The organism is Mycolicibacter virginiensis (genome assembly GCF_022374935.2).
Taxonomy (GTDB): domain Bacteria; phylum Actinomycetota; class Actinomycetes; order Mycobacteriales; family Mycobacteriaceae; genus Mycobacterium; species Mycobacterium virginiense.
Window position 1 is genome coordinate 3,652,268 of the sequence record NZ_CP092430.2, and the last position, 26,286, is coordinate 3,678,553.

Annotated in this window: 23 protein-coding genes and 1 pseudogene; 14 read left to right on the plus strand and 10 right to left on the minus strand. The window is 67.5% G+C overall.

Annotation, left to right across the window (positions count from 1 at the left end):
• Positions 1-4: 4 nt before the first annotated feature.
• A complete protein-coding gene (locus MJO54_RS17805; protein WP_240175252.1) occupies positions 5-1,420 on the minus strand; it encodes a PE-PPE domain-containing protein in 1,416 nt (471 codons plus the stop codon).
• A gap of 166 nt (positions 1,421-1,586) precedes the next feature.
• Positions 1,587-3,065 carry a PE-PPE domain-containing protein gene (locus MJO54_RS17810; RefSeq protein WP_046286540.1) on the minus strand — a complete coding sequence of 493 codons (1,479 nt, stop codon included), beginning with the start codon at positions 3,063-3,065 and terminating at the stop codon, positions 1,587-1,589.
• 191 nt (positions 3,066-3,256) lie between these two features.
• Between MJO54_RS17810 and satS the strand changes: the two genes are divergently transcribed.
• A complete protein-coding gene (gene satS / locus MJO54_RS17815) occupies positions 3,257-4,534 on the plus strand; it encodes a protein export chaperone SatS (RefSeq protein WP_046286539.1) in 1,278 nt (425 codons plus the stop codon).
• Between the two features lie 203 nt (positions 4,535-4,737).
• Complete coding sequence (locus MJO54_RS17820; RefSeq protein WP_046286538.1) at positions 4,738-5,301, plus strand: LGFP repeat-containing protein; 564 nt, start codon at positions 4,738-4,740, stop codon at positions 5,299-5,301.
• A gap of 66 nt (positions 5,302-5,367) precedes the next feature.
• Here the strand turns inward: MJO54_RS17820 and MJO54_RS17825 are convergent, their stop codons facing one another.
• From MJO54_RS17825 to MJO54_RS17835, 3 genes are read right to left on the minus strand one after another with little or no spacing between them, the layout of a single operon-like run.
• Positions 5,368-6,465, minus strand: a complete 1,098-nt coding sequence (locus MJO54_RS17825; protein WP_105294483.1) for an adenosine deaminase — start codon at positions 6,463-6,465, stop codon at positions 5,368-5,370.
• 7 nt (positions 6,466-6,472) lie between these two features.
• Positions 6,473-7,774, minus strand: coding sequence for a thymidine phosphorylase (locus MJO54_RS17830; protein WP_046286143.1), 1,302 nt, complete (start codon positions 7,772-7,774; stop codon positions 6,473-6,475).
• The gene (locus MJO54_RS17835) at positions 7,771-8,178 is read right to left on the minus strand and encodes a cytidine deaminase (protein WP_046286142.1); all 408 of its coding nucleotides are present in this window, start codon (positions 8,176-8,178) and stop codon (positions 7,771-7,773) included. Before MJO54_RS17835 ends, MJO54_RS17830 begins: the two co-directional genes overlap by 4 nt.
• Before the next feature lie 239 nt (positions 8,179-8,417).
• On the opposite strand from MJO54_RS17835, the gene sdhC reads away from it, so the two are divergent.
• The 6 genes and pseudogenes from sdhC to MJO54_RS17865 form a co-directional block, all read left to right on the plus strand.
• Positions 8,418-8,855 (plus strand): succinate dehydrogenase, cytochrome b556 subunit, encoded by a 438-nt coding sequence (gene sdhC, locus MJO54_RS17840; protein WP_165604536.1) that lies wholly within the window; start codon positions 8,418-8,420, stop codon positions 8,853-8,855.
• The gene (locus tag MJO54_RS17845; protein WP_046286141.1) at positions 8,852-9,319 is read left to right on the plus strand and encodes a succinate dehydrogenase hydrophobic membrane anchor subunit; all 468 of its coding nucleotides are present in this window, start codon (positions 8,852-8,854) and stop codon (positions 9,317-9,319) included. The genes sdhC and MJO54_RS17845 overlap by 4 nt, the downstream gene beginning before the upstream one ends.
• 33 nt (positions 9,320-9,352) lie before the next feature.
• Positions 9,353-11,107, plus strand: coding sequence for a succinate dehydrogenase flavoprotein subunit (sdhA, locus tag MJO54_RS17850; protein ID WP_046286140.1), 1,755 nt, complete (start codon positions 9,353-9,355; stop codon positions 11,105-11,107).
• The gene (locus MJO54_RS17855; protein ID WP_233428609.1) at positions 11,107-11,976 is read left to right on the plus strand and encodes a succinate dehydrogenase iron-sulfur subunit; all 870 of its coding nucleotides are present in this window, start codon (positions 11,107-11,109) and stop codon (positions 11,974-11,976) included. The genes sdhA and MJO54_RS17855 overlap by 1 nt, the downstream gene beginning before the upstream one ends.
• Before the next feature lie 99 nt (positions 11,977-12,075).
• Complete coding sequence (locus MJO54_RS17860) at positions 12,076-12,867, plus strand: phosphatidylethanolamine N-methyltransferase family domain-containing protein (RefSeq protein WP_046286139.1); 792 nt, start codon at positions 12,076-12,078, stop codon at positions 12,865-12,867.
• Positions 12,868-12,877: 10 nt separating this feature from the next.
• Positions 12,878-13,510, plus strand: a pseudogene (locus MJO54_RS17865) (carboxymuconolactone decarboxylase family protein); the annotation flags it as partial.
• On the opposite strand, the gene MJO54_RS17870 reads toward MJO54_RS17865, so the two are convergent.
• Positions 13,498-13,965 (minus strand): PPOX class F420-dependent oxidoreductase, encoded by a 468-nt coding sequence (locus MJO54_RS17870; protein WP_434085412.1) that lies wholly within the window; start codon positions 13,963-13,965, stop codon positions 13,498-13,500. The pseudogene MJO54_RS17865 and the gene MJO54_RS17870 overlap by 13 nt on opposite strands.
• A 13-nt stretch (positions 13,966-13,978) precedes the next feature.
• Positions 13,979-14,908: a sigma-70 family RNA polymerase sigma factor gene (locus MJO54_RS17875; protein WP_064890920.1), complete on the minus strand. Its 930-nt coding sequence runs from the start codon at positions 14,906-14,908 to the stop codon at positions 13,979-13,981.
• A 52-nt stretch (positions 14,909-14,960) separates the two neighbouring features.
• Here MJO54_RS17875 and MJO54_RS17880 point away from each other — a divergent pair, with 52 nt between their 5' ends.
• The 3 genes from MJO54_RS17880 (at position 14,961) to MJO54_RS17890 (ending at position 17,650) form a co-directional block, all read left to right on the plus strand.
• Entirely contained in the window at positions 14,961-15,953 is a 993-nt protein-coding gene (locus tag MJO54_RS17880) for an SMP-30/gluconolactonase/LRE family protein (protein WP_105294481.1), read from the plus strand.
• Between the two features lie 81 nt (positions 15,954-16,034).
• Positions 16,035-17,267, plus strand: coding sequence for a D-alanyl-D-alanine carboxypeptidase family protein (locus MJO54_RS17885; protein ID WP_024441939.1), 1,233 nt, complete (start codon positions 16,035-16,037; stop codon positions 17,265-17,267).
• Positions 17,261-17,650 (plus strand): DUF4345 domain-containing protein, encoded by a 390-nt coding sequence (locus MJO54_RS17890; protein WP_065152467.1) that lies wholly within the window; start codon positions 17,261-17,263, stop codon positions 17,648-17,650. Before MJO54_RS17885 ends, MJO54_RS17890 begins: the two co-directional genes overlap by 7 nt.
• A 4-nt stretch (positions 17,651-17,654) precedes the next feature.
• On the opposite strand, the gene MJO54_RS17895 is transcribed toward MJO54_RS17890, so the two are convergent.
• The 3 genes from MJO54_RS17895 to MJO54_RS17905 all read right to left on the minus strand — a co-directional run bounded on the left by MJO54_RS17895 (position 17,655) and on the right by MJO54_RS17905 (position 22,328).
• On the minus strand, positions 17,655-18,770 hold the full coding sequence (locus tag MJO54_RS17895) for an NDMA-dependent alcohol dehydrogenase (RefSeq protein WP_046286134.1): 1,116 nt from the start codon (positions 18,768-18,770) through the stop codon (positions 17,655-17,657).
• On the minus strand, positions 18,767-20,746 hold the full coding sequence (locus tag MJO54_RS17900; RefSeq protein ID WP_240175254.1) for a hypothetical protein: 1,980 nt from the start codon (positions 20,744-20,746) through the stop codon (positions 18,767-18,769). Before MJO54_RS17900 ends, MJO54_RS17895 begins: the two co-directional genes overlap by 4 nt.
• A 70-nt stretch (positions 20,747-20,816) precedes the next feature.
• Positions 20,817-22,328 (minus strand): flavin-containing monooxygenase, encoded by a 1,512-nt coding sequence (locus tag MJO54_RS17905; protein WP_240175255.1) that lies wholly within the window; start codon positions 22,326-22,328, stop codon positions 20,817-20,819.
• Between the two features lie 119 nt (positions 22,329-22,447).
• On the opposite strand from MJO54_RS17905, the gene MJO54_RS17910 reads away from it, so the two are divergent.
• From MJO54_RS17910 to nagA, 3 genes are read left to right on the plus strand one after another with little or no spacing between them, the layout of a single operon-like run.
• Positions 22,448-23,695, plus strand: a complete 1,248-nt coding sequence (locus tag MJO54_RS17910; protein WP_065152470.1) for a PucR family transcriptional regulator — start codon at positions 22,448-22,450, stop codon at positions 23,693-23,695.
• Between the two features lie 51 nt (positions 23,696-23,746).
• Entirely contained in the window at positions 23,747-25,165 is a 1,419-nt protein-coding gene (locus MJO54_RS17915) for a sugar porter family MFS transporter (protein WP_434085449.1), read from the plus strand.
• Complete coding sequence (gene nagA, locus MJO54_RS17920; protein WP_240175257.1) at positions 25,162-26,286, plus strand: N-acetylglucosamine-6-phosphate deacetylase; 1,125 nt, start codon at positions 25,162-25,164, stop codon at positions 26,284-26,286. The genes MJO54_RS17915 and nagA overlap by 4 nt, the downstream gene beginning before the upstream one ends.

The window sequence follows — 26,286 nt, forward strand, 5'->3', positions numbered from 1 at the left end:
CGATCTAGGCGTCGAGCAGGTTGATCAAGCTGAAGCCCACCCCGACCAGGTCCAGCAGCGGCTGGGCCGAGATCAGCGGCGCGCCGTTGAAGATGGCGTCCGGGCCCAGCACGTCGAGCAGGTTCCATTCGGTGGCCAGGTTCTGCCATCCGGTGAGCAGCGCCTGGTCCAGGCCGAGGGTCAGGTTGTAGCCCGAGAGCAGCGTGTCGACGAACGAGTCCGACAGCGGGCCCTGCCCGACGAAGCCCAGCAGGTTGTTGATGGTGTTGGTCAGGCTCTGCACGCCGGCGTACTGCAGGCCGGCCAACATCTGCAGCGGGTCCATCCGCAGTCCGAACCCGAGCACACCGGTGTCCTCCGACAGCTGGCCGGTCGCGGTGACCGCCCAGGCGCCGGCTGCGCCGATCGGGTCGACACCGTTCACGGTGATTCCGGCGTCGGGGGCACCCGGGTTGCCGTAGGACCAGTCGATGAACGTCTTCAAGATGGGCGCCACCGCGTCTGCGGCGAACTTGCCGATGTCACCAAGACCGTAGAGGGGCCCGAGGATCGGCAGCTGCTCGGGCAGCATGAAGTAGTTGGTGTTGCCGATCGTGCCCAGTTCGATGGCGTTGGCGAGGTTGTCGTTGAAGTACGAGTTGTGCACCGCCGGGATCCCCATGATCGCGTTGATCACGGCCAGCAGGTTGGTGGGGTCCTGCGGGAAGACGGCCCAGCCGTCGTATTCGGTGGCATAGACGTCGGTCGCGAACGGCACGGTCGGGGTCGAGTCGATGCCCACCGGGATGTTCAGGAACGGGATGTGCTGCATGGTCCCGTCGAACCCGTCCGGGAAGTGCAGCCGAGACAGCATGCCGCCGATCGGGCTGTTGGGGGCACCGATCAGCACGAAGTGCAGGTTGTCCGGGTCGTAGTCGCCGCCCGGCGCGTTGGCGAGCAGGCTGTGCATCGCCAGGGTGGCGATGACCGAGCTCTGCGAGTAGCCGAACACCGTGACTTCGTCACCGGCCTCGAGCTGTGGGCGGATCGCCGCTTCGAGGTTGGCCACGCCTTCAGCCAACGAGTCCCCGAAGTTCAGCTGCGGGACAGGCAACGGCTGGCAAACGATCGGGCAGAACTGTTCGGGGGTAGTCAGGCCGTTCAGCGCGTAGCCCGCGTACGTCGCCTGCCCGGCGAACCACGGTGTGACGGGCTGCAGGTAGAAGTCCCGCACCAGGTCCATGTAGATGCCGACCGTCGGGTCGGCCTGACCGGTGCCGCTCATGATCCAGGCCTGGCCGGCCAGCAGCGCGACGTCGGCGATCATCTTCTCGAACCGCGAGGCCAGTGCCGGACTCAGCAGCGGCGACACGCCGAGGAGGACGGCGCACAGCGCGGCCAACAAAATCGCCCCCAGGGGATGCACTCGCTTAACCGTCATCGCAGACCTCCCGGGTCAGTTCGAATATGTCATCGGCGATCAATTACCCCCACCTGACAAGATCACATTAATCTATTAGGTGGTTTTCAGCGTTGACCCTCATGGAGAAAACGCGTGTTGTCAAATCGATGACATTCGACCTGGCTTTTGCTCCAGGCGGGCCGGTCTAAGCGCCGAAGAAGTTAAAAAGACTGAAGCCCAGACCGACCAGATCCAGCAGCCCGTCGCCGGGCACCGCTGCCCCGCTCAGCAGGGCGTCCGGGCCCAGCACATCGCCCACGTTCAGTGCGGCGGCCAACTCGCTCCACCCGTTGATCAGGAACTGGTCGATGGAGTTGATCAGGTCGTAGCCGGTGATGGTCTGCAGGAAGTCGGTGATGCCGGTGATGGTGCTGATGTCAGTGGCACTGAGGGCACCGCCACTGGCCGCGGCCGCGACGTCGGCCCACGGACCGACGAGGCTCTGGATCAGCGCGTTCTGGACCCCGGCCAGCATCTGCAGCGGATCCATCCGCTCGAACAGGCCCATCACGCTGGATCCGTCGTACAGCTCGCCGGTCGGCGTCATCGCCCAAGGCCCGCCCGCCACCCCGAACGCCTGCTGGTAGGCGCTGCCGCTGATGAAGTCACCGGCCGGGATCCGGTACAGCCCGTTGACGGCCGGGTCACCGGCGTTGCCGTAGCCCCAGTTGATGATCAGCCTGGCCCACGGCGAGAAGAAGTCGCCGAAGAACTGTCCCGCAGTCCCCCCGTTGAACATGAACTGCAGGATCGGCAGGTTCTGCGGAATCATGTAGAAGTTCGCGTCGCCGATCGTGCCGACGTTGATGGCACTGGCCAGCTGCTCTGCGGTGTAGTCGGGGTAGTACGGGTGCACGGTCAGGATGCCGATGAGGGCGTTGATCACGGCCAGGATGTTGGTCGGGTCCTGCGGGAAGTTGGCCCAGCCGTCGTACTCACCGGTGTAGATGTCCGACGCGATGTGCTCAGTCGGGGTGGCGTCCAGGCTCAGCGGAATGTTGACGAACGGCAGGTGCTGGTCGCCCGGGAACTGGAAGCGATCAAGGATCCCGCCGATCGGATTGTTCGGGTCGCCGATCAGAACGACGTGCATGTTGTCCAGCTGATCGAGGGTCGGGTAGCCCGCGGTCCCGGCGTTGGCGATCAGATTGTTCATCTCGATGGTCGCGATGGCGGCGCTCTGCGAGTAACCGAACACCGTCACGTTGTCGCCGGCCAGTAGCTGCGACAGGATCGATTGGTTCAGCAAGCCCACCCCGGCGTTCAGCGAGGCGCCGAAGTTCATCGCCGGTTGGCCCGGTATGCAGACGAACGGGCAGAACTGCTCTGGCGTGACCAGGCCCTGGAAGTCGTAGCCGGGGAATGTCGGCTGGCCTGCGAAGAGCGGCGATGACGGCTGCAGGTATCCCGCGAGGATCTGGTCCAGGTAGGGCCCGACGCTGGGATCGGGCACGCCGGTGCCGCTCATGATCCAGCCCGCATCGGCCAACAGCCGCAGCCGGATCGCCAGCTGGTCCACGCTGTAGGCCACCGCCGAGGACAACGCCGATGTCAGGGCCAATACCGCGGCGCACAGCACCGCCAGCAGCATCGCGCCCGCCAGGCGCAACCGACCAGTCGTCATCGCGACCTCCCCCGGCCCCGGTTTTCCACCAGCAGCGACGCTAGCCACCCGGCGACCGCCGCCAACCCGATCACCGCAAAATTCAGGATTCTTTAATTCGCGATGCGAAGCGCCCCGCCGCCAATCAGGGTGCTAATGCCGGCGCAATCCCGCCTTCGGGCGGCGCGGGCTGCATCGTTATTCTGTGCGCCATGGCAGCTGACCTTGTACCGATCCGCCTCACGGTGACCGATGGTGACCGCTACACCCTGTGGGCTCCGAGCTGGCGCGACTCCGGTGACGAGTGGCAGGCGTTTCTGGGCAGGGATGAAGACCTCTACGGTTTCGCCACCGCGGCCGACTTGGTCGCGTTCGTACGGGTCAACGCCAACAACGACCTGGTTGACCACCCGGCCTGGACGCGGCTTGTCCAGGCCAACGCCCATAAGCTGGACCCGGGCCGCAACCGGCAGTATGACCTGATCGCAGTCGAAGAACTGCTGACCGAGAAGCCGACCAAGCAGTCCGTCCAGTCACTGGCCAATGCCCTGGAGATCGTCTCGGCGATCGGCTCGGTGTGCGACCTGACAGCGGTGACGAAGTTCTTCAACGGCAACCCCAACCTGGGCTGGCTGGCCGGCGGCGTCGACAACTTCACCGGCCGGGCCGGCCGCAAGCGCTGGGAGCTGATCGCCGAGATCATCGGCCGCAACTGGGGCGGTGTGCTGACCGCGATCGAAGAGATCATCACCACGCCCGACGTCGACGCCGCCGCGGCATCGCAGGCGGCCGATGAGCTGGCCGCAGAAGCCCCGGCCGAGCCGGAGCCGGCCGACGAAGACGTCGAGGACACCGAGGCTGCCGGCGAAGAGAACGGTGACGACGAGCCGGCCGCCGCGACCACCGAGCGGGCCTCGGGCGATCGGGTGGTGCTTGGCGGCGACGCGAACTTCTGGACCAAGGTGGGCATCGACCCGATTCGGATCATCACCGACAACGGGACGTTCTTCACGCTGCGCTGTTACCTCGGCGACCAGCCGGTGTTCCTGGGCCGCAACGGCCGGATCAGCGTGTTCGGTTCCGAGCGCGCCCTGGCTCGCTACCTGGCCGACGAGCATGACCACGACCTGTCGGATCTGAGCACCTACGACGACATCCGGACCGCGGCCACCGACGGTTCGCTGTCGATCGACATCACCGATGACAACGTCTACGTGCTCTCCGGAATGACCGACGACCTCACCGACGGGCCGGACGCGGTGGATCGTGAGCAGCTCGACCTGGCCGTCGAGTTCCTGCAGGACGTGGGCACCTATGCCGAGGACGGCGTCGTCGCCGACACCCTCGCGCCGGACCGTCCGCTGGGCCGGATGGTCAGCTACGTCCTCGACCGCGAATCGGTCAACGAGCCGCAGCGCCCGTACGCGCCCGCCGTCAAGGAATGGGAGCAGCTCGAACAGTTCGTGCAGTCGCGGCTGCGGCGCGAATAACGCTGCGCCGTCCGGTCGCGTCAGCCCGGGCGGAACCCGCACGCAGGAAGACATGTCACTACTGCGGAATTCACTTCGAATTACGGCAATCAATTACTCCAATTCATTGCCGAGCGGTCATATTCACGACTAACATCTGGCCCGATAACACTCGGGCCGAGCCGTGCGGTTTGCGGGGGCCTTCCAATTCGAAAGGACTACACATGCGCAAGGCGACACAGCGGGCCGCAGCAGTATCCGCAGCAGTTTTGGGAGTCGCGCTGATCGGCACGGGTTGCAACGGCACCGCCAAGGAGAAGACCAGCGAGGCGCTGAGCTCAGCCAGCTCGGTTGCATCCTCAGCCAGCTCGGTGATCTCGTCGGCGGTCAACTCTCCGTCGGAGGAGAGCGCCGCCAGCTCCACCGTGATCACCGGCGCCGACGGCAAGGAATACACCGTCGCCGGGCCGATTCTGGCCAAGCTCGACTCCCTGGACGCGACCGCCAAGCAGGACCTGGGCGAGCCCACCGGTGCCGAGCAGAAGAACCCCGACGGCGGCATCTACCAGCAGTTCGACGGCGGCGTGATCGTTCACACCACCCGTTCGTACGTGGTGTGGGGCAAGATCCGCGACAAGTGGAACGAGCTGGGCGGTTCGCAGGGCAAGCTCGGCTACCCGACCAGCGACGAGACCACCAACGCTGACGGGTCCAAGCAGACCACCTTCGAGCACGGCATCGTCACGTGGAAAGAGGGCGACGCCGAAGCCACCGTCACCGAGCACTGATACCTGAATCGAAGGCCGGGCAATCGCCACCGCGATTGTCCGGCCTTCGTCAGTTTCGCCGGCGAATCAGTCGATCAATGCCGCATATTGCGGCTTGATCACTTCTTCGATGATCTGCACCCGCTGATCGAACGGGATGAACGCCGACTTCATCGCGTTCACCGTGAACCGCTGCAGATCGGCCCAGCCGTACCCAAAAGTCTCGGCCAGCACCAGCATCTCCTTGCTCATGGTGGTGTCGCTCATCAGCCGGTTGTCGGTATTGACCGTCACCCGCAGCCGAGCGCGGGCCAGCAGATCGAACGGGTGCTCGGCGATGCTGTCGACCGCCCCGGTCTGCACATTGGAGCTCGGGCACAGCTCCAGCGGGACCCGCTTGTCGCGCAGGATCGCCGCCAGCCGACCCAGCCGCACCGTCCCGGCTGGATCTTCCGGGTCGACGGTGATGTCGTCGGTGATGCGCACCCCGTGCCCGAGCCGGTCGGCCCCGCAGAATGCGATCGCCTCGTGAATAGAGGGCAGCCCAAATGCCTCGCCGGCGTGAATGGTGAAGCGCGCGTTGTGGTCACGCATGTACTCGAACGCGTCCAGATGCCGGCTCGGCGGATAGCCGGCTTCGGCGCCGGCGATATCGAAACCGACCACACCCTTGTCGCGGAACCGGATGGCCAGCTCGGCGATCTCGCGGGACAGCGCCGCGTGGCGCATGGCGGTGACCAGGCAGCGCACCGTGATCTCCCGGCCAGCTGCCGCGGCATCGCGCTCGCCGTCGGCGAAACCGGCCAGCACCGCGTCGGTCACCTCGTCGAACGACAACCCGCCCTCGATGTGCAGTTCGGGCGCGAATCGCACCTCGGCGTAGACGACGGTGTCGGCGGCCAGATCCTCGACGCATTCGCGAGCGACCCGATACAGCGCGTCGGGGGTCTGCATCACGGCCACGGTGTGGCTGAACGGTTCGAGATAACGCTCCAGCGAGCCGCTGTGGGAGCGCGTTCGGAACCAGGTCGCCAGTTCCTCGGGATCGGTCTCCGGCAGGTCGTCGTAGCCGACCTGGCCGGCGATGTCGACGACGGTGGCCGGGCGCAGGCCGCCGTCCAGGTGATCGTGCAGCAGCGCCTTGGGGACCCGCCCCACGGTCTCCAGGCTCACCGGTGTGCTCATGGCTTCATCATGGGGTCGCCTCGATGATCAACGGACGCGGCAGCGGCGGTGTGTCGCCGACGCAGTAGCCGCCGCCGAGCTCGGCCAGCGCGGGGGCGATCCGCTCGGGGGTATCGGTGTACAGCGTGAACAGGGTGTCGCCGGGCGCCACCGGGTCGCCCGGCCGGCGGTGAATCCGCACCCCCGCGCCGTGCTGCACCCGCTCCCCCGGCCGGGACCGGCCGGCGCCGAGACGCCATGCCGCCAGGGCCACCGCCATCGCGTCGATGTCACCCATCAGGCCGCCGCGCTGCGCAGTCACGGTCTCGGTGCACGCTCCCACCGGCAAGGGCATCCCCAGATCCCCGCCCTGGGCGGCGACCATCGCGCTGAATCGGTCCATCGCGGTACCGTCACGCAGGGTCTGCGCCGGGTCGACACCGTCGATTCCGGCCAGGGTCAGCATCTCTTCGGCCAGCCGCACCGTCAGCGCCACCACATCGGCCGGGCCGCCGCCGGCCAGCACCTCGAGGGCTTCGGCCACCTCGATGGCGTTACCGACCGCGCACCCCAGCGGCGTGCTCATGTCGGTGAGTAGGGCTCGGGTGGCGACCCCGTGCGCCGCGCCCAGTCCGACCATCATCTGGGCCAGTTCCCCGGCCTGCTCAGCGGAGCGCATGAACGCACCCGACCCGACCTTGACGTCCAAGACCAGGGCCGCGGTGCCCTCGGCGAGCTTCTTGCTCATCACCGAGCTGGCGATCAGCGGCAGCGATTCGACGGTGGCGGTGACGTCACGCAGCGCGTAGAGCTTGGCGTCGGCCGGTGCCAGAGCGCCGGCGGCGAAGACCGCTGCGCCGACGCGGGCCAATTGCTCGCGCAGCCGTGCCGTGGACAGCGCCACCTCGAAGCCCGGTATCGACTCCAGCTTGTCCAAGGTGCCGCCGGTGTGACCCAGGCCGCGCCCCGAGGCGCTCGGTACCGCAGCTCCGCAGGCGGCAACGACGGCGACCAGCGGCAGGGTGATCTTGTCGCCGACGCCGCCGGTGGAGTGCTTGTCCACCGTTTTCAGGGGCTTTCCGTCGCGGCTTAAGTCGGTGAAGACCATCCGCTCCCCCGAGGCGATCATCGCCGAGGTCCAGCGCACGGTTTCGGCCGCGTCCATCCCGCGCAGGTAGATGGCCATCAGCAGCGCCGACATCTGCTCTTCGGCGACCAGTCCGGCGGTGTAGCCGTCGATCAGCCAGTCGATCCCGGCGTCGGGCAGCCGGTGGCCGTCACGCTTGGTTGCGATCAGCGTCGGGGCGTCGAAAGAGGCGAGCAGCGTCATGGCAGCGCGGTTCTCGGCAAGGAGTCGGGCCCGAAAGCGTCCGGCAGCAGCTCGGCCAACGGCCGCGCACCTGCCGGGTGGTCGATGAGCAGCTCGGAACCGCCGTGTTCGAGCAGGACCTGACGGCAGCGGCCGCACGGCATCAGCAGGTTTCCGTCGGAGTTGCTGCACGACAGCGCCACCAGTCGTCCGCCGCCGGCGGCGTAGAGTCCGCAGACCACCGCGCACTCAGCGCACAGGCCCAGCCCATATGAGACATTTTCCACATTGCAGCCGGTGACGACCCGGCCGTCGTCGGTCAGTCCCGCCGCTCCGACGCGCAGCCCGGAGTACGGCGCGTAGGCATTAGCTGAAACGTTGATTGCATTGCGCCGCAACATATCCCAGTCAATTTCGCGGGACATTCAATAGGTCTCCGCTTCACCTGCGCGCACCACATCACCTCGCCCATCCGTCGGCAACGATCGAATTTCAGCGTAGTCGCAGGCCCTGGCTACTCGTCAGTAACTCCTTCGTGGTCGTTTCGGACCTGTTGTTGGGTTTAGAGTCCTTGCCGAGGTTTATTGATAGCGATGGCGTTGCGGAGCGACCGTACGCACGGTATAGCCGGGCGCAGCGGGCCGCTGCAGAAAATTTGGAGGCGCTGATGACGGCGACATCCGCCGATGCGACTGCGGTGCCGGGGCCGCGGTCGGATGCGACGCGATTCCGGCGGCAGAGTCTGTACAAAGGCGACCCGGGAATGTGGGCGTTCGCGCTGCACCGGATCACCGGTGCGACGATCTTCTTCTTCTTGTTTGTCCACGTGCTCGACACGGCCCTGGTGCGGGTGAGCCCGGAGGCCTACACCGAGGTGATCGCCACCTACAAGACCCCGCTGGTCGGCCTGATGGAGCTGGGCCTGGTGGCCGCGGTGCTGTTCCACGGTCTCAACGGGGTCCGGCTGATCCTGATCGACTTCTGGTGGCAGGGCACCCGATACCACCGCCAGATGCTGGTGGCCGTCGGCGTCATCTGGCTGGTGGTAATGGTCCCGGTCGTGGTTCGGATCGGCATGCACATGGTGGAGCGGTTCCTATGAGCACAACTGACGTACAAGGCAGCCGGGGCCCGATAGCCCCGGTTCGCGGCCTGGACCGCGACCGCCCCGCCAGCCTCGGCGACCCCCGTGCGCCGCAACGGCACAGCGGGATGCCCAACTTCGAGAAGTACACCTGGCTGTTCATGCGGTTCTCCGGCGCCGTGCTGATCTTCCTGGTGCTCGGGCACCTGTTCGTGATGCTGATGTGGCAGGAAGGCGTCTACCGCATCGACTTCAACTACGTGGCGGAGCGCTGGCACCATCCGTACTGGCAGGTCTGGGACCTGTGCCTGCTGTGGCTGGCCGAACTGCACGGCGGCAACGGCCTGCGCACGATCATCGGTGACTACACCCGCAGCGCCCGCAGCCGGTTCTGGCTGATGACGCTGCTGGCGGTGTCGATCATCTTCACGCTGGTGCTGGGCAGCTACGTGCTGCTGAGCTTCGACGCGAACATTTCTTGACGGCAGATTCGGTAGCGAACGGGTGATATCGCGGTGATTCAAGAACATCGATACGACGTGGTGATCGTCGGTGCCGGCGGCGCCGGGATGCGCGCGGCCGTCGAGGCGGCCCCGCGGGCCCGCACCGCGGTGCTGACCAAGCTCTACCCCACGCGCAGCCACACCGGCGCGGCCCAGGGCGGCATGTGCGCCGCACTGGCCAACGTCGAGGACGACAACTGGGAGTGGCACGCCTTCGACACCGTCAAGGGCGGCGACTACCTGGCCGACCAGGACGCGGTGGAGATCATGGCCAAGGAGGCCATCGACGCGGTGCTGGACCTGGAGAACATGGGCATGCCGTTCTCCCGGACCCCGGAAGGCCGCATCGACCAGCGCCGGTTCGGCGGGCACACCCGCGATCACGGCAAGGCCCCGGTGCGTCGCGCGTGCTACGCCGCCGACCGGACCGGCCACATGATCCTGCAGACGCTCTACCAAAACTGCGTCAAGCACGGCGTGGAGTTCTTCAACGAGTTCTACGCGCTGGACCTGGTGCTCACCGAGACGCCGTCGGGCCCGGTGGCGACCGGCATCGTTGCCTACGAGTTGGCGACCGGTGACATCCACGTCTTCCACGCCAAGGCCATCGTGTTCGCCACCGGCGGCTCGGGCCGGATGTACAAGACCACCTCGAACGCGCACACCCTGACCGGCGACGGCCTGGGCATCGTGTTCCGCAAGGGTCTGCCGCTCGAAGACATGGAGTTCCACCAGTTCCACCCGACCGGTCTGGCCGGCCTGGGCATCCTGATCTCCGAGGCCGTGCGCGGCGAGGGTGGCCGGTTGCTCAACGCCGACGGTGAGCGGTTCATGGAGCGCTACGCCCCGACGATCGTCGACCTGGCCCCGCGCGACATCGTGGCCCGCTCGATGGTGCTCGAGGTGCTCGAGGGCCGCGGCGCCGGACCGAACAAGGACTACGTCTACATCGACGTGCGCCACCTGGGCGAAGAGGTGCTCGAGGAGAAGCTGCCCGACATCACCGAGTTCGCCCGCACCTACCTGGGCGTGGACCCGGTCAAGGAACTGGTGCCGGTCTACCCGACCTGCCACTACGTGATGGGCGGCATTCCGACCACGAACACCGGGCAGGTGCTGCGCGACAACACCAACACCGTGCCGGGCCTCTACGCCGCCGGCGAATGCGCCTGCGTGTCGGTGCACGGCGCCAACCGGCTCGGCACCAACTCGCTGCTGGACATCAACGTGTTCGGCCGCCGTGCGGGCATCGCCGCCGCCGAGTACGCCAACGCGCACGACTTCGTCGATATGCCGGAGAACCCTGCCGACATGGTGACCGGCTGGGTGGCCGACATCCTCTCCGAACACGGCAACGAGCGGGTGGCCGACATCCGTGGCGCGCTGCAGCAGTCGATGGACAACAACGCCGCGGTGTTCCGCACCGAGAAGACCCTCAAGCAGGCGCTGAGCGACATCCACGCGCTCAAGGAGCGCTACGCCCGGATCACCGTGCACGACAAGGGCAAGCGCTTCAACTCCGACCTGTTGGAGGCGATCGAGCTGGGCTTCCTGCTGGAGCTCGCCGAGGTCACCGTGCTGGGTGCGTTGAACCGCCAGGAGTCGCGCGGCGGGCACGCCCGCGAGGACTACCCCAACCGGGACGACGTCAACTACATGCGCCACACCATGGCCTACAAGCAGGGCTCCGAACTGATCGCCGACATCCGGCTGGACTACAAGCCGGTGGTGCAGACCCGCTACGAACCGAAGGAACGGAAGTACTGATGTCCTCCTCAGCTGACTCCGGTTGCTGCTCGTCCGAGGGCGGTTGCTGCTCCCCCGGGTCGTCGAGCGCTGCACCGGCGGCGTTGGTCGACTCTGCGCCCGCCGGTGACCCGCCGCTGCCCCCGGTTCCCGAGGGCGCGCAGATGGTCACGCTCAAGATCGCCCGCTACAACCCGGAGAACCCGGACGCCTACGCCGCCACCGGCGGCTGGCAGAGCTTCCGGGTTCCGGCACTGCCGACTGACCGGTTGCTCAATCTGCTGATCTACGTGAAGAGCTACCTGGACGGCACGCTGACCTTCCGCCGGTCCTGCGCGCACGGCGTGTGTGGTTCCGACGGGGTGCGGGTCAACGGCAACAACAAGCTGGCCTGCAAGCTGCTGATGCGCGACATCCTGCCCAAGAAGCCGGGCAAGGAACTGACGCTGACCATCGAACCGCTGCGCGGGCTGCCGGTGGAAAAAGACCTCGTGGTCAACATGGAACCGTTCATGGATGCCTACAAGGCGGTCAAGCCGTACCTGATCACCTCGGGCAACCACCCCACCCGCGAGCACATCCAGAGCCAGACCGACCGTGCGCGCTACGACGACACCACCAAGTGCATCCTGTGCGCCATCTGCACCACGAGTTGCCCGGTGTACTGGAGCGAGGGTGCCTACTTCGGGCCGGCCGCGATCGTCAACGCGCACCGGTTCATCTTCGACAGCCGCGATGAGGCCGCCGCCGAGCGCCTGGACATCCTCAACGAGGTCGACGGGGTGTGGCGCTGCCGCACCACGTTCAACTGCACGGATGCCTGCCCTCGCGGCATCGAGATCACCAAGGCGATCCAGGAGGTCAAGCGGGCGCTGATGTTCGCTCGCTGACCCTCCGCGACCAGACGCGAAAGCCCCCTATTCCGCCGCGAAATGGGGGCTTTGGCGTCTGCTCGCCAGCTAGATCCGACGGCGTGATAGGACACAGGGATGCACTGGTACACCGGCAACACCGTCTACGACACCGTCCTGACCGCAGCGTTCGCCTTCGCGGCGTTCGTGATCGTCGGCGGCTTCTTCGGCCAGAGCTCCTACGGCCGGTTCTCGACGACCAAGCTCGGCTTGAACCTGAACCCCAAGTTCGGCTGGTGGCTGATGGAGATCCCGGCGACCGTGGTGTTCCTGGTCGCCTACCTCAGCGGGCCGGCCCGCTTCGAGCCGACGTCGCTGGTGCTGGCCGGGATCTGGGCGCTGCACTACGCCAACCGCGGCTGGTTCTTCCCGCTGGCGATCCGCCAGGTGCCCGGCAAGCGCAGCACCTTCAACATCTCGGTGGTGGTGATGGGCATGCTCGTCACCTCCATGCACGGCTACCTCAACGGTGCGCTGTTCAGCCACGACTACTTTCACACCTACGGCACCGGCTGGCTGACCGACCCGCGGTTCCTGGTGGGCCTGGCGGTCTACCTGTGCGGGTTCGCGCTGCTGGTCAACTCCGAGTCGATCGTGCGCAACCTGCGCGACAAGAACAACCCCGGCGGCGCGGAGTACCGGATTCCGTTCGGCGGCGGCTTCCGCTTCGTCACCAGCCCGGCCTACCTGGGCGAGATGATGGCGTGGGCCGGTTTCGCGATCTTGACCTGGGCGCTGCCCGGCGTCGCCATCCTGCTGATCACCGCCGGCAACCTGATCCCCCGGGCGCTGGGCACCCACAAGTGGTACCAGGAGAAGTTCGTCGACTACCCGACCGACCGCAAGGCGCTGGTCCCCTTCCTGATCTGAGGGCCGCGTCTGCTCGTCACACTTTCCCGGGCTGTCCCGTCTAAGGGGTATGACTACCAAACCTCGCATCGACCCACTGCCGCCGAAACGCACCAACATGCTGGTGCGTGCCATGTACCGCTACGCCAAGCGACGCTTCGGTGAAGTTCCTGAACCCTTCGCCGTCGCCGCGCATCATCCGCGACTGCTGGTGGCCAACGCGGTGCACGAGGGCCTGCTGCAGTCCGCGTCGCGCAAGCTGCCGGCCGGCCCGCGGGATCTGGCGGTGTTCTGGACCGCCCGCACCGTCGGTTGCTCGTGGTGCGTGGACTTCGGGTCCATGCTGCAACGCCTGGAAGGCATCGACACCGACCGGCTGAAGCACATCGATGACTACGCGACCTCCCCGCTCTACAGCGACGACGAGCGGGCCGCGATCGCCTACGCCGACGCGATGACCACCGATCCGCATTCGGTCACCGATGAACAGGTCGCCGATCTGCAACACCGCTTCGGCGATGCCGGCGTGATCGAGCTGACCTACCAGATCGGCGTGGAGAACATGCGATCCCGGATGTACTCGGCGCTGGGCATCACCGAGCAGGGCTTCAACTCCGGAGACGCCTGCCGGGTGCCGTGGGCCACCGAGGATCAACGAGGCTGACTCGCCGGGGTGATCTCGATGTAGGCGATCGGGAGGCCCGCTGCCGCACTGCCCTTGTCCAGACCGCGCTCGAAGATCCGCATCACCGGACTCCAGTTGGCGGCGATCGCACGTTCGGCGAGCGCATGGTCGGACTCGGGCAGAATCCGGGCGATCGCGGCCACCGGTTGTCCTTCGGGTTTGCCGCGCAGGCTGCTGGGGACCACGACGACGTTCGGGTTGTTGCGGATTCGCTTGACCTTGCCGGTGGACGCGTCGGTGCGGACGTAGAGCTTTCCGGCATCGACGCCGTGATTGATCGGGCTCGGCATCGCCTCGCCCGACCGTTTGAACGTGACCAGCAGGATCTGGCGGTACTTGTCGAAGCCGGTGAAGTCCGTTCCGGTGGGGTCGGCGATGTCAAAGGCATCGCGGTGGCGCATCTTGTCCATGGCGCGAAACATCAACGCGCCCATTTTCTTTGAGATGCTATTGGCCACGTTCTTCCTCCGATCGGTTGGCGGGGCGCAGCGGGGATCCGGTGAACTTGTCCGGGTTGGCGATATCCCAGATCGCCACTACTCGCCCGTCGCGCACCGTCATCGCGGTGACGCGCGGCATCAGCTCGGGGAACCCGTCCGCGCCGGGCGCCCCTGGGGTGTAGGCGCCGAGTTCGCCGTTGACCAGGGCCAGCTGGTTCGCGGTGATCAGGGTCGGGCCGTAGCGGCGGGCCAGGCCGAGCAGGAACCGCGCCACCTTCTTATGCCCGCGAATGACCCGCGGGGCGGTCGGCGCCCGGCGGTTCGCGTCGCCGGTGAACGTCACGTCAGGGTGCAGCAGCGCCACCACGGCCGCCAGATCGCCGGACGCCATCGCGGCCATCAGTGAGCCGACCGCCTCCTCGTGGCGCGGATCGGGCCGCGGCGGCGGATCAGCGGTGACGGCCTTGCGGGCACGCGATGCCAGCTGGCGGGCTGCGGCTTCGGTGGTGTTGAGCACCCCGGCCACCTCGCCGAACGGCACCGCGAACCCGTCGTGCAGCACAAACGCCACTCGCTGATCGGGAGTCAGCCGCTCCAGCACCACCATGGCGGCGAACCGGGCGTCTTCACCGGCCACCACCGACGACAACGGATCGGCGTCGTCGTCGATGGTGGTCACCACCGGTTCGGGCAGCCACTCGCCGACATAGGACTCACGACGCCGCGCCGCCGAACGCAGCCGGTCCAGGCCGAGGCGACTCACCACCGTGGTCAGCCACGCCCGCGGGTCGACGATGTGGTCACGTTCGGCGGCGTCGAACCGCAGCCAGGCGTCCTGCACGATGTCCTCGGCATCGGCGAACATGCCGGTGAGCCGGTAGGCCACCGCCAACAGGTGAGGCCGCAGCGCCTCGAAATCCTCCACCGATGCGGTCATCGCCACCAGCCTAGGCCTGCCTCGACTAAGGGCGTTGCGACACAATGCAGGAGTGTCCAAGCCGCGCATCGACCCCGTCCGCTGGCAGCCACCGGGATCACGGCCGTTGCCCCCGCCGGATTCCACCCCGACACTGACCCTCATCGATATACCCGGTACCGCGCCCGAGGACGTAGTCGCCGCGGCCGACGGCAGCATCTGGACCGGGGTCGAGGACGGCCGCATCATCGCCGTCGACTCGGCAGGCGGCGCACCACGGGTGGTGACCGACACCGGCGGGCGCCCGCTGGGCCTGGCCTTCACCCGCGATCACCGACTGCTGATCTGTGACAGCCACCGCGGCCTGCTGCGTTATGACCCGCAGACCCAGCAGCTGGAGACCCTGGTCAGCGAGGTGGGTGGCCGGCCGCTGACGTTCTGCTCCAATGCCGTCGAATCAGCCGATGGCACAATCTATTTCACCGAGTCCACCAGCCGGTTCCGCTACGAGCATTACAAGGGCTCGGTGATCGAGGCACGCGGCAGCGGGTCACTAATGCAGCGGAGTCCCGACGGCACGGTGAGCGTGCTGGCGACGGGGTTGCACTTCGCCAACGGTGTGACGCTGACTGCCGACGAATCGGCCGTGGTGTTCGCCGAGAGCACCGGCCGGCGACTGTCCAAGTACTGGCTGACCGGCCCGCACCGCGGTTCGATCACGCCGCTGGTGCAGGAGCTGCCCGGTCATCCCGACAACATCTCGACCGGGCCCGACGGACGGATCTGGGTCGCGATGGTCTCCGATCGCAACGCCCTGTCGGACTGGCTGAGCCCTCGTGCGCCGGTCCTGCGTCGGCTGTTGTGGCGACTGCTGCCCTATCGCTGGCTGCCCGACCCGAAGTCAGTGGTGTGGGTGGTCGGCTTCGACGCCGACGACGGGCGGGTGCTGGCCCAGTACCGCACCGAACACCCCGACTTCGGGCTGGCCACCGGAGTGGTGGAGGCCGACGGCCGGCTGTGGATGGGCCGGATCGCCGGGCCGGGCCTGGCGTATTTCCGGCTGTAGCCTCCCGCTGTAACTTCCGTCCCACCAGCCACAGCGTGGCTCCCCATATTTGCCCTGCCCTTGCCCTACCCTGCACACACGATGACTTCTCTGCGCTCGGTGTCAGCCCTGGTGGCGGCGGGTTTTCTCGCCACGGCTCCCCTGGTCGCCCCTGCCGCCGGGGCGGATCCCACCCCCGGCCTGAACGCGGGAACGGTCGGCTGCCCGTATCAGGTCAACACCCCGCCCGCGGTAGACGCCTCCGAAGTGCCCCAAGCCGGCGCGCCCCCGCTGCCACTGCCCGTGCCGGCCACCCCGGTCGGCGGCGAGGCCCTGTCCGGCTGCGGGATCGTGGCCGCACCCGACACCCCGCCAGTGCCCAGCGAGGTCTCCGCCGAATCCTGGCTGGTGGCAGACCTGGACAGCGGCGCGGTAATCGCGGCCCGCGATCCGCACGGCCGGCACCGGCCCGCCAGTGTGATCAAGGTGCTGACCGCGATGGCGGCACTGAACGAGCTGGACCCCAACATGGTGGTTCTCGGCACCCAGGAAGACGCCAACGCCGAAGGCACCCGCGTCGGCGTCGGCCCCGGCGGCCGCTTCACCGTCGACCAATTGCTGCACGGCCTGCTGATGGGATCGGGCAACGACGCCGCGCACGCCCTGGCCATGCAACTCGGCGGCTGGGATGTGGCGCTGCACAAGATCAATACCCTGGCCGCGCGGCTCGGCGGCCGCGACACCCGTGCCGCCACCCCGTCCGGGCTGGACGGGCCCGGCATGAGCACCTCGGCCTACGACATCGGACTGTTCTACCGCTACGCCTGGAACAACCCGGCGTTCACCAACATCGTCGCGACCCGCACCTTCGACTTCCCGGGCTACGGCGACACACCCGGCTACCAGCTGGAGAACGACAACCAGCTGCTCTACAACTACCCAGGCGCGCTGGGCGGCAAGACCGGCTACACCGATGACGCCGGGCAGACGTTCGTCGGGGCCGCGACCCGGGACGGACGCCGGCTGGTGGCAGTACTGCTGCGCGGCACCCGGCAGCCGATCCCGCCCTGGCAGCAGGCCGCGCAGCTGCTCGACTACGGCTTCTCCGTCCCGGCCGGCACCCGAGTCGGGACGCTGATCGAGCCCGACCCGTCGCTGGTGGCGGCCCGAGGCCCGGCCGACGCCCCGAACCCGCAGGCCATGCTGTTGCCGCCGTCCGACGACACGGTGCCGGTACGCGTCGGGGTGGCCATCTTCGGAACGATCGTCGTATTCGGACTCATCATGGGCGCCCGGGCGGTGAACCGCCGCCCCGGAAGGGGCTCGGCATGGTGATCAAGTCCCTGCGCGCCTTCGGCTGGCTCACCGGGCTGCTGCTGATCGCGCTGGGGATCAGCCGGATGGCGTTCTCGCTGGACTCCATTCCGGACGGCCAGGCCGTCAACGCGACGGTGGACAGTGAGGCCCGCGCAGCCGGCGCCCTGCTGATCGGCTTCGGAGTCGGCTACCTCGAAGCCTTTCGACGCTCCCCGATCCCGGCCGGAGCCGTACGCCTGCTGGCCGCCACCATGGCGTTGCTCGGAGTCTCCCGGCTGATGTCCATGGCCGACGTCGGCATGCCGCATCCGGCCTTCACCGCGGCGTGCGCCGTCGAATTCGTCGCGGCCGGGCTGACCTATTGGTACGCGACCCTGGCCGAGCACCCCTTACGGCGTTGACCGATCACGCTCCGGAGTGCAGCACGATTCCGCGAATGTTCTTGCCGTCCCGCAGATCCTGATACCCCTGGTTCACGTCCTCGAGCCGGTAGCGAGCAGTCACCAACTCGTCCAGGTTGAGTTGTCCGGCGTCATAGAGCCGCAGCAGCCGCACGATGTCGTACTGCGGGTTGGCCGAGCCGAACAGTGATCCCTTGATGGTCTTCTCCATCAGCGTCAGCATCATGCCCGAGACGTGGACCGTCAGCTTCTCCGGGCTGGCAAGCCCGACCACGATCACGGTCCCACCCTTGCCCACGACGTCGAACGCCGCCGAGATCACTTCCTCCTCGACGGTGCCGACAGTAACGATCGCCTGGTCCGCACCCTGCCCCCAGGACAGTTCGTGGACCTTCTCGGCGGCCTCGCTCGCCGATGAGAATGCATGGCTGGCACCGAATTTCAGCGCAGTCTCCCGCTTGAACTCCACCGGGTCGACCACGATCACATACTTGGCGCCCGAGTGCAGTGCGCCCTGCACGGCGTTGATGCCGATACCGCCGACCCCATAGATGACCGCGATGTCCCCGGGCCGGACGTTGCCGGCGTAGGTGGCCGCACCCCAGCCGGTGGGGACCCCGCAGCCGACCAGCACCGCGGTCTCCAGCGGCAGCCAGTCATCGATCTTGACCACCGAATGTTCAGAGATCACGGCACGCTCGGAGAACGTGCCCAGCATGCACATGGCGCCGAATTCCTTGCCGGCGCCCCGGAATCGGAACGTTCCGTCCGGCATGCAGCCGTCCAGGATGGTAGCGCCCATGTCGCACAGGCTTTGGCGGCCAGTGGCACAGTAGCGGCATTTCCCGCAGCTGGGGATGAACGAGCACACCACGTGATCACCGGGGGCTACCTTCGTCACCCCGGGACCGACATCCTCGATGATCCCCGCGCCCTCATGTCCGCCGACGATCGGATACCGCGGTGGCAGATCACCGTCGGTCAGGTGCAGATCCGAATGGCACAGTCCAGCAGCGACATACCGGATCAATACCTCCCCGGGGCCGGGGCCGTCGAGATCGAGTTCCATGATCTCGAACGGCTTGCCCGGCTCCAGCAATACCGCCGCAGTGGTTTTCACAGCGCCATACCGCCGAGTGCCTGCGCCAGCGTGTCGTTGAGCTCTGACAGCTGCGCCCACAGGGTGTTGGTCAGCTCGGTGTCGTCAGTGGCGTTGAGCAGCCCCACCGACAAGTCATCGCGCGCGTTGAGGAAGGCGGCGGTGATGCTGGTGGCCGGGTCGAACAGTGCGTCGTTGATGACGGTGCCGAAAGCGTTGAAGCTGGACAGCAGGTTCGACGAGTCCGACCAGTACTCGCCAGTCTGCATCGCCGCCAACGTCTGCTCGGTGAGGTGCTGCAGTTGCAGCCCGGCCAGCACGCTCGGCAACTCGATGTCCTTGATGGCCAGCGGCAGGTTGTTGATCAGCGCGTTGAAGGCGCCTTCGGGGTGGGCCAGCACGTTGTTGAACACGTTGCCCCAGTTGGGCCCGAGGTCGGTCGACACCATCCGGTCGAAGACCGACGGCACATCGCCCTGGCCGCCGAACAGCTGGTCGAAGGTGTCCGAGCCGATCGCGGCCTTGATCTGGCCGATCTGCAGGTTGTCCCAGAGCCAGTTGATATTCGACGACTGGTGGAAGGAGTAGCCGTACTCCAGCAGTCGCTCCTGGGCGAGGGTGGCGTACTCCTCGGGGGTGACCGTCGGCATGTCCGCCGGCAGGTAGTCCTTGACGTCGGAGATCGGCACCACGGTGGTCTCGATATTGGGGTTGGTGATCGTCCCGCTGACGTCCTGCCAGCGCAGGATAACGCCGCCGTTGGTCAGGTCGCCGATGTTCACCCAGTTCGCGTAACCGGGGTTCTGGTTGCTGAGGATGTAGTAGGTGTAGCCGTCGTTGCCCTGGAATATCTGGGTGTTGTTCAGGCTGCCGGTCGCGCTGGCAAACGGAACGTATTGTCCCCATTCGTTGGTGACCTGCAGACCGTGGTAGCCGGCCTCGAGCTCGGGCACCTTGAGCACCAGTGCCTGACCGGGCTCCAGCGCGAAGTTGCCCAGGCTGGTGACCTGGCCCGGCAAGGTCAGCCCGGGGACGTTGGCGGAGGTGTCGCCGAGCTTGCTGAACTCGTTCGGGTCGTTCAGCAGCGGGTACTGGATCTGGTGGTAGTAGGTGTCTGACATATTCGCCAGTGGCAGCACCTTGCCGGTGATGCCCAGGATCGTGGCGATCTGGTCGTCGTTGAGCCACGGAACACTCTGGTCCGCACCGTCTTTGACGATGTGGACGTCGTTGTGGATCTGGCCCCAGTCACCGACGGTGTCGCGCACCAGCAGCGAGGTCGCCCCGGCACTGCTGAACCAGTTGGCGCCGTTGCCCGGGTCGGTGGGGCTGACGATGATGGTGTAGCTGCCGTCGGCGTTGGGGGTCGCATTGGCGAAGCTGAAGCTCTCCATCGGGGCGAAGTTCGAGTTCACCACGCTGCCCGAGTAGGTGGCCAGCCCGCCGCCGATGGAACCGTCACCGGGGTGCACCGTGATGGTGTAGCTGGCGTTCGGGTCCAGCGGCATCAGACCGTACTGGTTGTCCGGGTTGCCGTAGATCAGGTACGACTGCGGGTCGGCGGCCGAGGCGTTCCACATGAACGGGGCGGCAAGATAGCCGGCGCCGTTGAGGACGGGCAGTTCGCCCAGGCCGGGGAATTTGAGCATGCCGGTGTTGTACTGGGCGAGCAGCAGTGCCAGGGTGGTCGACGACATGTTCTGCACGTACTGCGGCAGCATGGAATCCGACGCCCCGTGATTGATGAAGTCGAACAGCGGATCGTTGGCGTCGAAGTCGGCGATGCTGGCCTGCGCCTGCTCCAGGGCCGCCACGGCGCCCTGCAGGGCGGCGGCCTCGGCGGCCGCGTGCGGCGCCGTCAGCGCCATGGCCAGCCCGCCGGCGGCCATGCTGCCGGCCACGCTGGCGACGCGAACCAGCCGACGAGAGAGCCGACGGCGCTCCTCCCGGTTGGCAGTGGTGAAGGTTGGACGGTTGGTGACTGCGACGTGGGCCATGAGATTCTCCAGAAAGTGATGAAAGGTATTTGCTGAGTTGTTGTTTGGGGTCTGTGATGTGGCGATAGGACTACCTCGCTACCGATGCCCGCACGGCAGGCCTGTCGGCGCTGAAGCGCAGCGCACTGTCTTCAACCGGCCCCGCACGTAGCCGTTCGACGTCTTTTTCGTAGGCCATGTCGGCCGTCCACGGCCCGGTTGTGCCGGCGCGCGGGAACTGTGCGACGCCGCGCTGCACGTAGCCCGACCCCAGATCGAGCAGTGGCACCCGCGGCATGCCCGGATCGTCGAGAACCGGCTCGACGCGCTGGTGTCCGTGGGCGTCCATGTAGTCGAGCAACCGGCAGAAGTGTTCGCAGACCAAGTCGACTTTGAGGGTCCAGGAGATGTTGGTGTAGCCGAAGGCGAACACCAGATTCGGCACCCCGGACAGCATCATCGACTTGTAGACCGTGGTGTCCGCGGGATTCACCGGTGCACCGTCGATGCGCAGCGCGATCTTGCCGAAGGCCGACATGGTGAGCCCGGTGGCGGTCACGACGAGGTCGGCGGCCAGCTCCCGGCCCGAGGCCAGCCGGATGCCGGTCGGGGTGAACTTCTCGATCACATCGGTGACCACGCTGGCCTGCCCGGATGAGATCGCCTTGAACAGGTCACCGTCGGGCACCATGCACAGCCGCTGGTCCCACGGGTCGTAGCGCGGGGTGAAGTGGGTGTCGACGTCGAAGTTCTTCGGCAGTTGGCGACGCACATTGGCGATGAGCAGCCGGCGCATCAGCTCCGGCGCGCGCTTGCAGGCCTTGAAGATTCCGCGGTTGAGCACGATGTTCTTGCGGCGGATGATCGGGTTGGCGCGCTGCGGGCCCAGCACCTTGTTCAAGATGTTGGCAATGGGGTCCTCGGCCGGGGTCGAGAACACGTAGCTCGGCGAGCGCTGCAGCATGGTGATGTGACCGGCCTTGGGAGCCATCGCGGGGATCAGCGTGACCGCCGTTGCGCCACTGCCGATCACGACCACCCGCTTGCCGGTGTAGTCCAGATCCTGTGGCCAGTGCTGCGGGTGGATGACCTGGCCGCCGAACTCCTCGACCCCGGCGAACTCCGGCGTGAAGCCCGCGTCGTAGTCGTAGTAGCCGGTGCCCAGGAACAGGAATCGTGCGGTGAACCGCGCCGTGGCGCGGCTGCCGGTGTGCTCGGCGGTGACGCTCCAGCGGCCGAGTTCCCGGGAGAAGTCCGCGGTCAGCACCCGGTAGCCGAACCGGATGTGTTCGGTCAGCTCGTTGTCGGCGACCACCTGACGCAGGTAGTCCATGATGATCGGCCCGTCGGCGATCGCCTTGCGGTGCGTCCAGGGCGCGAAACCGAAGCCGAAGGTGGCCATGTCGGAGTCGGAACGAATCCCGGGATACCGGAACAGATCCCACGTGCCACCGATGGAGTCCCGGCCATCGAGGACTGCGAACGACGTACCCGGCCGGCGGGCCTTGAGGTGATAGGCCGCGCCGATCCCGGAGATGCCGGCGCCGACGATGAGGACATCGAAGTCCGTGGTCTGCGTCTGGCTGGGGGCCGTGATTGTCACGCAAATCTCCTCTGAGCACCGGGTGTGGCGTGGTTCACGTTAAAGTCGCGACGAGCGGGTGCGGTATGTCTGTTCGCTCAGATCTTTTGCAGATATGTGTGCGATGGCACACTCATCGGATGGATGTCCTGCCGCCGCCCTCCGACGTCGTCGCGCTGATGGGCGACGTGGCCGAACTGATGCTGACCGAGATCGATGAGCTGGTCGCGGAGATGGACGCGGCCGAGATCGAGCTGAGCCCGTTTCTGGGTGCCGATGCGGCGCTGACCGCGGAGATGTCGGCGAGTAACCGCGCCAACCTGGCCCGGGTGATGACCATGTTCGCCCGCCGCGACGACCGGCCGGTCCCCTTCAACGTCCCACCCGAGGCCCTGGACGTCGCCCGGACCATCGCGCGGCGCGGGATCGGCCTCGACGTGCTATTCCAGTCCTACCGCCGCGGACAGAATGTCGGCTGGCAACGCTACATGGCGCATGCGGCCCGGATGGTCCCGCCGGGCCCGCTGCTGTTGCAGCTGCTGGAGGTCTCCTCACAACGCATGTTCGAGTACGTCGATCACGTGGTCAGCCAGGTGATCGCCGAGGCGCAGCGGGAACGCGAGGAGGTGCTCGGCGGTGCGCTGGCACGCCGCGCCGAGACCATCCGGCTGATCCTCGACGACGCCCCGATCGACAGTCGGCGGGCCAGCGAACAGCTGGGCTACGAGTTGGGCCGGCACCACACCGCGCTGGTGCTGTGGGCTCCCCCGCTCGGCGAGATCCAGGGCGCGTTGGAATCGGCCGCCGGGGTGCTGGCGCAGGCCGCCGGTGCGCGGCGCCCCCTGACGCTCCCTGCCGGAACGTCCACGTTGTGGGCGTGGCTGGGCAGTGAGGCCGCCCCGGCCCTGGATGCCCTGCGGGAGGCGACCAATCGCATCCACCCCACTATCCGCGTCGCGGTGGGTCCCGCCCGGCGCGGTATCGGCGGCTTCCGCCGCACCCACACCGCGGCCTTGGCCGTCCAGCGGGTGCTGGCCGCGCACCCGGCCGGGGCCCGGATCGGGCTCTACGATGAGCTGGAGGTCACCGAACTGGCCACCCAGAACCTGGACCGCGCAGCCGAATTCGTGGCCACCACATTGGGGCCGTTGGCTGCCGACAATTCCAGCGCGGAGCGGCTGCGCGAGACCTTGCGGGTGTTCCTCGACGAGGCCGAGAACGCGCCGCGCGCCGCGGCCCGCCTCCATGCTCATCGGAACACGGTGCTGCAGCGAGTGGCGCGCGCCACCGAGCTGCTGGGTCACCCGCCCAGCGCGCGACGGTTGGCGGTCGAGCTCGCGCTCGAACTCGCCCACCAGATCGGCCCCCGGGTTCTCACCCGAGCCTGATCGGCTGGATTCATATCCCCTACGGTGAGCCAGATGGGCCGATTCGCCGAACTGCGCCGCTCCTCGCCGCTGGCGCTGCTGGTGGGCGTGGCCGCCGCCAGTGTCGGCGTCATCTACGGCTACGACCTGTCCAACATCGCCGGCGCGCTGTTGTTCATCGAGCGCGACTTCGGGCTGACCGAGTCCCAGCAGGAGATGATCGCCACCGCGACGGTGATCGGCGAGATCGTCGGCGCCATGGCCGGCGGGTGGCTGGCCAACGCGATCGGCCGGAAACGCTCGATGGTGTCGGTGGCGCTGGGCTACGCGGTATTCGCGGTGCTGGGAGCGGCGGCGACGTCGGTGTCGACGCTGACCGTGGCGCGGCTGCTGCTGGGCATCACCATCGGCGTATCGGTAGTGGTGGTTCCGGTGTTCGTGGCCGAGTCGGCGCCGGCTCACGCCCGGGGCGCACTGCTGGTCACCTACGGGGTGGCCACGGTGATCGGGATCATCGCCGGCTATCTGTTCGCCTACCTGCTGGCCGGCACCGGCAATTGGCGGGCGATGCTGGGTCTGGCCGCGGTCCCGGCGGTGCTGGTTGCCCTACTGCTGGCACGCGTCCCCGACACCGCGCGCTGGTATCTGCTCAAGGGCCGCGTCGACGACGCGGAACGCACCCTGCGGCGGATCGAACCCGGCGCCGACGCGCAGCGCGAGCTGGCCGAGATCGGCCGCACGCTGACCGAGGAGCAGGCCGGCGGCGTCGGCGTGCTGCGCGAGATGCTGCGGCCGCCCTACCTGCGGGCGACGCTGTTCGTGGTGACACTGGGCTTCTTCATCCAGATCACCGGGATCAACGCGATCGTCTACTACAGCCCCCGACTGTTCGAGAAGATGGGCTTCGAAGGCGATTTCGCGTTGCTGGTCCTGCCGGCGCTGGTGCAGGTCGCCGCCCTGGCCGCGATGGTCGTCTCACTGCTGATCATCGACCGTGTCGGCCGGCGGCCGATCCTGCTGTCGGGGATCGCCGCGATGGTCGCCGCCAACCTGCTGCTGGTCGCGGTGTTCGCCGCCGGCGAGACGTTCGGTGACGCGCTGGCGGCGGTCAAGTTCGGTGGGGTGCTGCTGTTCACCGTCGGCTACACCTTCGGGTTCGGCTCCCTGGTGTGGGTGTACGCCGGCGAGAGCCTGCCGGCCAGGATGAGAGCAATGGGGTCCTCGGCGATGCTGACCTCCGACCTGGTGGCCAATGCGATCGTCGCCGCGGTCTTCCTGACGATGCTCACCTCGTTGGGCGGCGCCGGGACGTTCGCGGTGTTCGGCGTGCTGGCGATGCTGAGCCTGGGCTTCGTGTACCGCTACGCCCCGGAGACCAAGGGCCGCCAACTGGAAGACATCCGGCACTTCTGGGAGAACGGCGGACGCTGGCCCGCCGACGAAGGCCGGGACACCGGAGCGCTGGTTGCTGACAGCGAGGCCTCGGCATGACCGTCATCGCCGCGGGCGCCGTCGTGCTCGACGGCCAGGTGCACCGGCCCGGCTGGGTGTCGGTGGCCCAGGGGCGCATTGCCGATTGCGGGGCCGGGCCACCTCCGACTCGGCCAGACACCGATTTTGGTGACTGCGTGCTGGTGCCCGGCTTCGTCGATATGCACTCCCACGGCGGCGCCGGCGTCTCCTACGCCGACGATCCGGACCGCGCGGCGGCGCTGCACGCCTCGCACGGCACCACCGGCGGCCTGGCCAGCTTGGTGACCGCGTCACCGGAAACCCTGCTGGCGCAGGTGCACACACTGGCTGCCGCGACCCGGCGGGGTGTGGTGGACGGCATCCACCTGGAGGGGCCGTGGCTGAGCCGGCTGCACTGCGGCGCACACGACAGCGGACAACTGCGCGCCCCCGCGGACGCCGAGGTCGACGCGCTGCTGGTCGCCGGCGCCGGCACAATCCGGATGGTGACGCTGGCACCCGAGCTGCCCGGCTCCATCGCAACCATCCGGCGCTTGGTGGATGCGGGAATCGTTGTGGCCGTCGGACATACCGACGCGAGCTACGAACTGACGCAGCAGGCCGTCGACGCCGGAGCGAGGGTCGGCACGCACCTGTTCAACGCGATGCGGGCACTGCATCATCGCGAGCCGGGACCGGTTCCGGCGCTGCTGTCCGATCCACGGGTGACCGTCGAGCTGATCGCCGACGGCGTGCATCTGCACCCGGGGGTGATCCGGCACGTGGTGGCCGCCGCCGGCCCGGACCGGGTCGCACTGGTCACCGATGCGATGGCCGCCGCCGGAGTCGGCGACGGTGCGTTCCGTCTCGGCGGGCTCGACGTCGATGTCGCCGACGGAGTGGCCCGCCTGCGCGGTACGGCGACGATCGCCGGCAGCACCGCCACCATGGACCGGCTGTTCGCGACCGCGGTGCGCCTGCTCGGGGCAGACGATGCGGCCCTGGTCGATGCCGTGCGCATGACCTCGTCCACGCCGGCGCGCATCCTCGGGCTGCACCGGGGCGGCGTTCTGGCCGTCGGGCGTGACGCCGACCTGGTTGTGCTGGATCGGGATTGGCGGGTCTCGCGAGTAATGCGGCGCGGCGCCTGGCTCGGATAG

Coding starts and splice junctions, on each gene's coding strand:
- MJO54_RS17805 (WP_240175252.1), bottom strand. CDS start 1,420: ATGACGGTTAAGCGAGTGCATCCCCTGGGGGCGATTTTGTTGGCCGCG.
- MJO54_RS17810 (WP_046286540.1), bottom strand. CDS start 3,065: ATGACGACTGGTCGGTTGCGCCTGGCGGGCGCGATGCTGCTGGCGGTG.
- satS (WP_046286539.1), top strand. CDS start 3,257: ATGGCAGCTGACCTTGTACCGATCCGCCTCACGGTGACCGATGGTGAC.
- MJO54_RS17820 (WP_046286538.1), top strand. CDS start 4,738: ATGCGCAAGGCGACACAGCGGGCCGCAGCAGTATCCGCAGCAGTTTTG.
- MJO54_RS17825 (WP_105294483.1), bottom strand. CDS start 6,465: ATGAGCACACCGGTGAGCCTGGAGACCGTGGGGCGGGTCCCCAAGGCG.
- MJO54_RS17830 (WP_046286143.1), bottom strand. CDS start 7,774: ATGACGCTGCTCGCCTCTTTCGACGCCCCGACGCTGATCGCAACCAAG.
- MJO54_RS17835 (WP_046286142.1), bottom strand. CDS start 8,178: ATGTCCCGCGAAATTGACTGGGATATGTTGCGGCGCAATGCAATCAAC.
- MJO54_RS17845 (WP_046286141.1), top strand. CDS start 8,852: ATGAGCACAACTGACGTACAAGGCAGCCGGGGCCCGATAGCCCCGGTT.
- MJO54_RS17855 (WP_233428609.1), top strand. CDS start 11,107: ATGTCCTCCTCAGCTGACTCCGGTTGCTGCTCGTCCGAGGGCGGTTGC.
- MJO54_RS17860 (WP_046286139.1), top strand. CDS start 12,076: ATGCACTGGTACACCGGCAACACCGTCTACGACACCGTCCTGACCGCA.
- MJO54_RS17870 (WP_434085412.1), bottom strand. CDS start 13,965: ATGGGCGCGTTGATGTTTCGCGCCATGGACAAGATGCGCCACCGCGAT.
- MJO54_RS17875 (WP_064890920.1), bottom strand. CDS start 14,908: ATGACCGCATCGGTGGAGGATTTCGAGGCGCTGCGGCCTCACCTGTTG.
- MJO54_RS17885 (WP_024441939.1), top strand. CDS start 16,035: ATGACTTCTCTGCGCTCGGTGTCAGCCCTGGTGGCGGCGGGTTTTCTC.
- MJO54_RS17890 (WP_065152467.1), top strand. CDS start 17,261: ATGGTGATCAAGTCCCTGCGCGCCTTCGGCTGGCTCACCGGGCTGCTG.
- MJO54_RS17900 (WP_240175254.1), bottom strand. CDS start 20,746: ATGGCCCACGTCGCAGTCACCAACCGTCCAACCTTCACCACTGCCAAC.
- MJO54_RS17910 (WP_065152470.1), top strand. CDS start 22,448: ATGGATGTCCTGCCGCCGCCCTCCGACGTCGTCGCGCTGATGGGCGAC.
- nagA (WP_240175257.1), top strand. CDS start 25,162: ATGACCGTCATCGCCGCGGGCGCCGTCGTGCTCGACGGCCAGGTGCAC.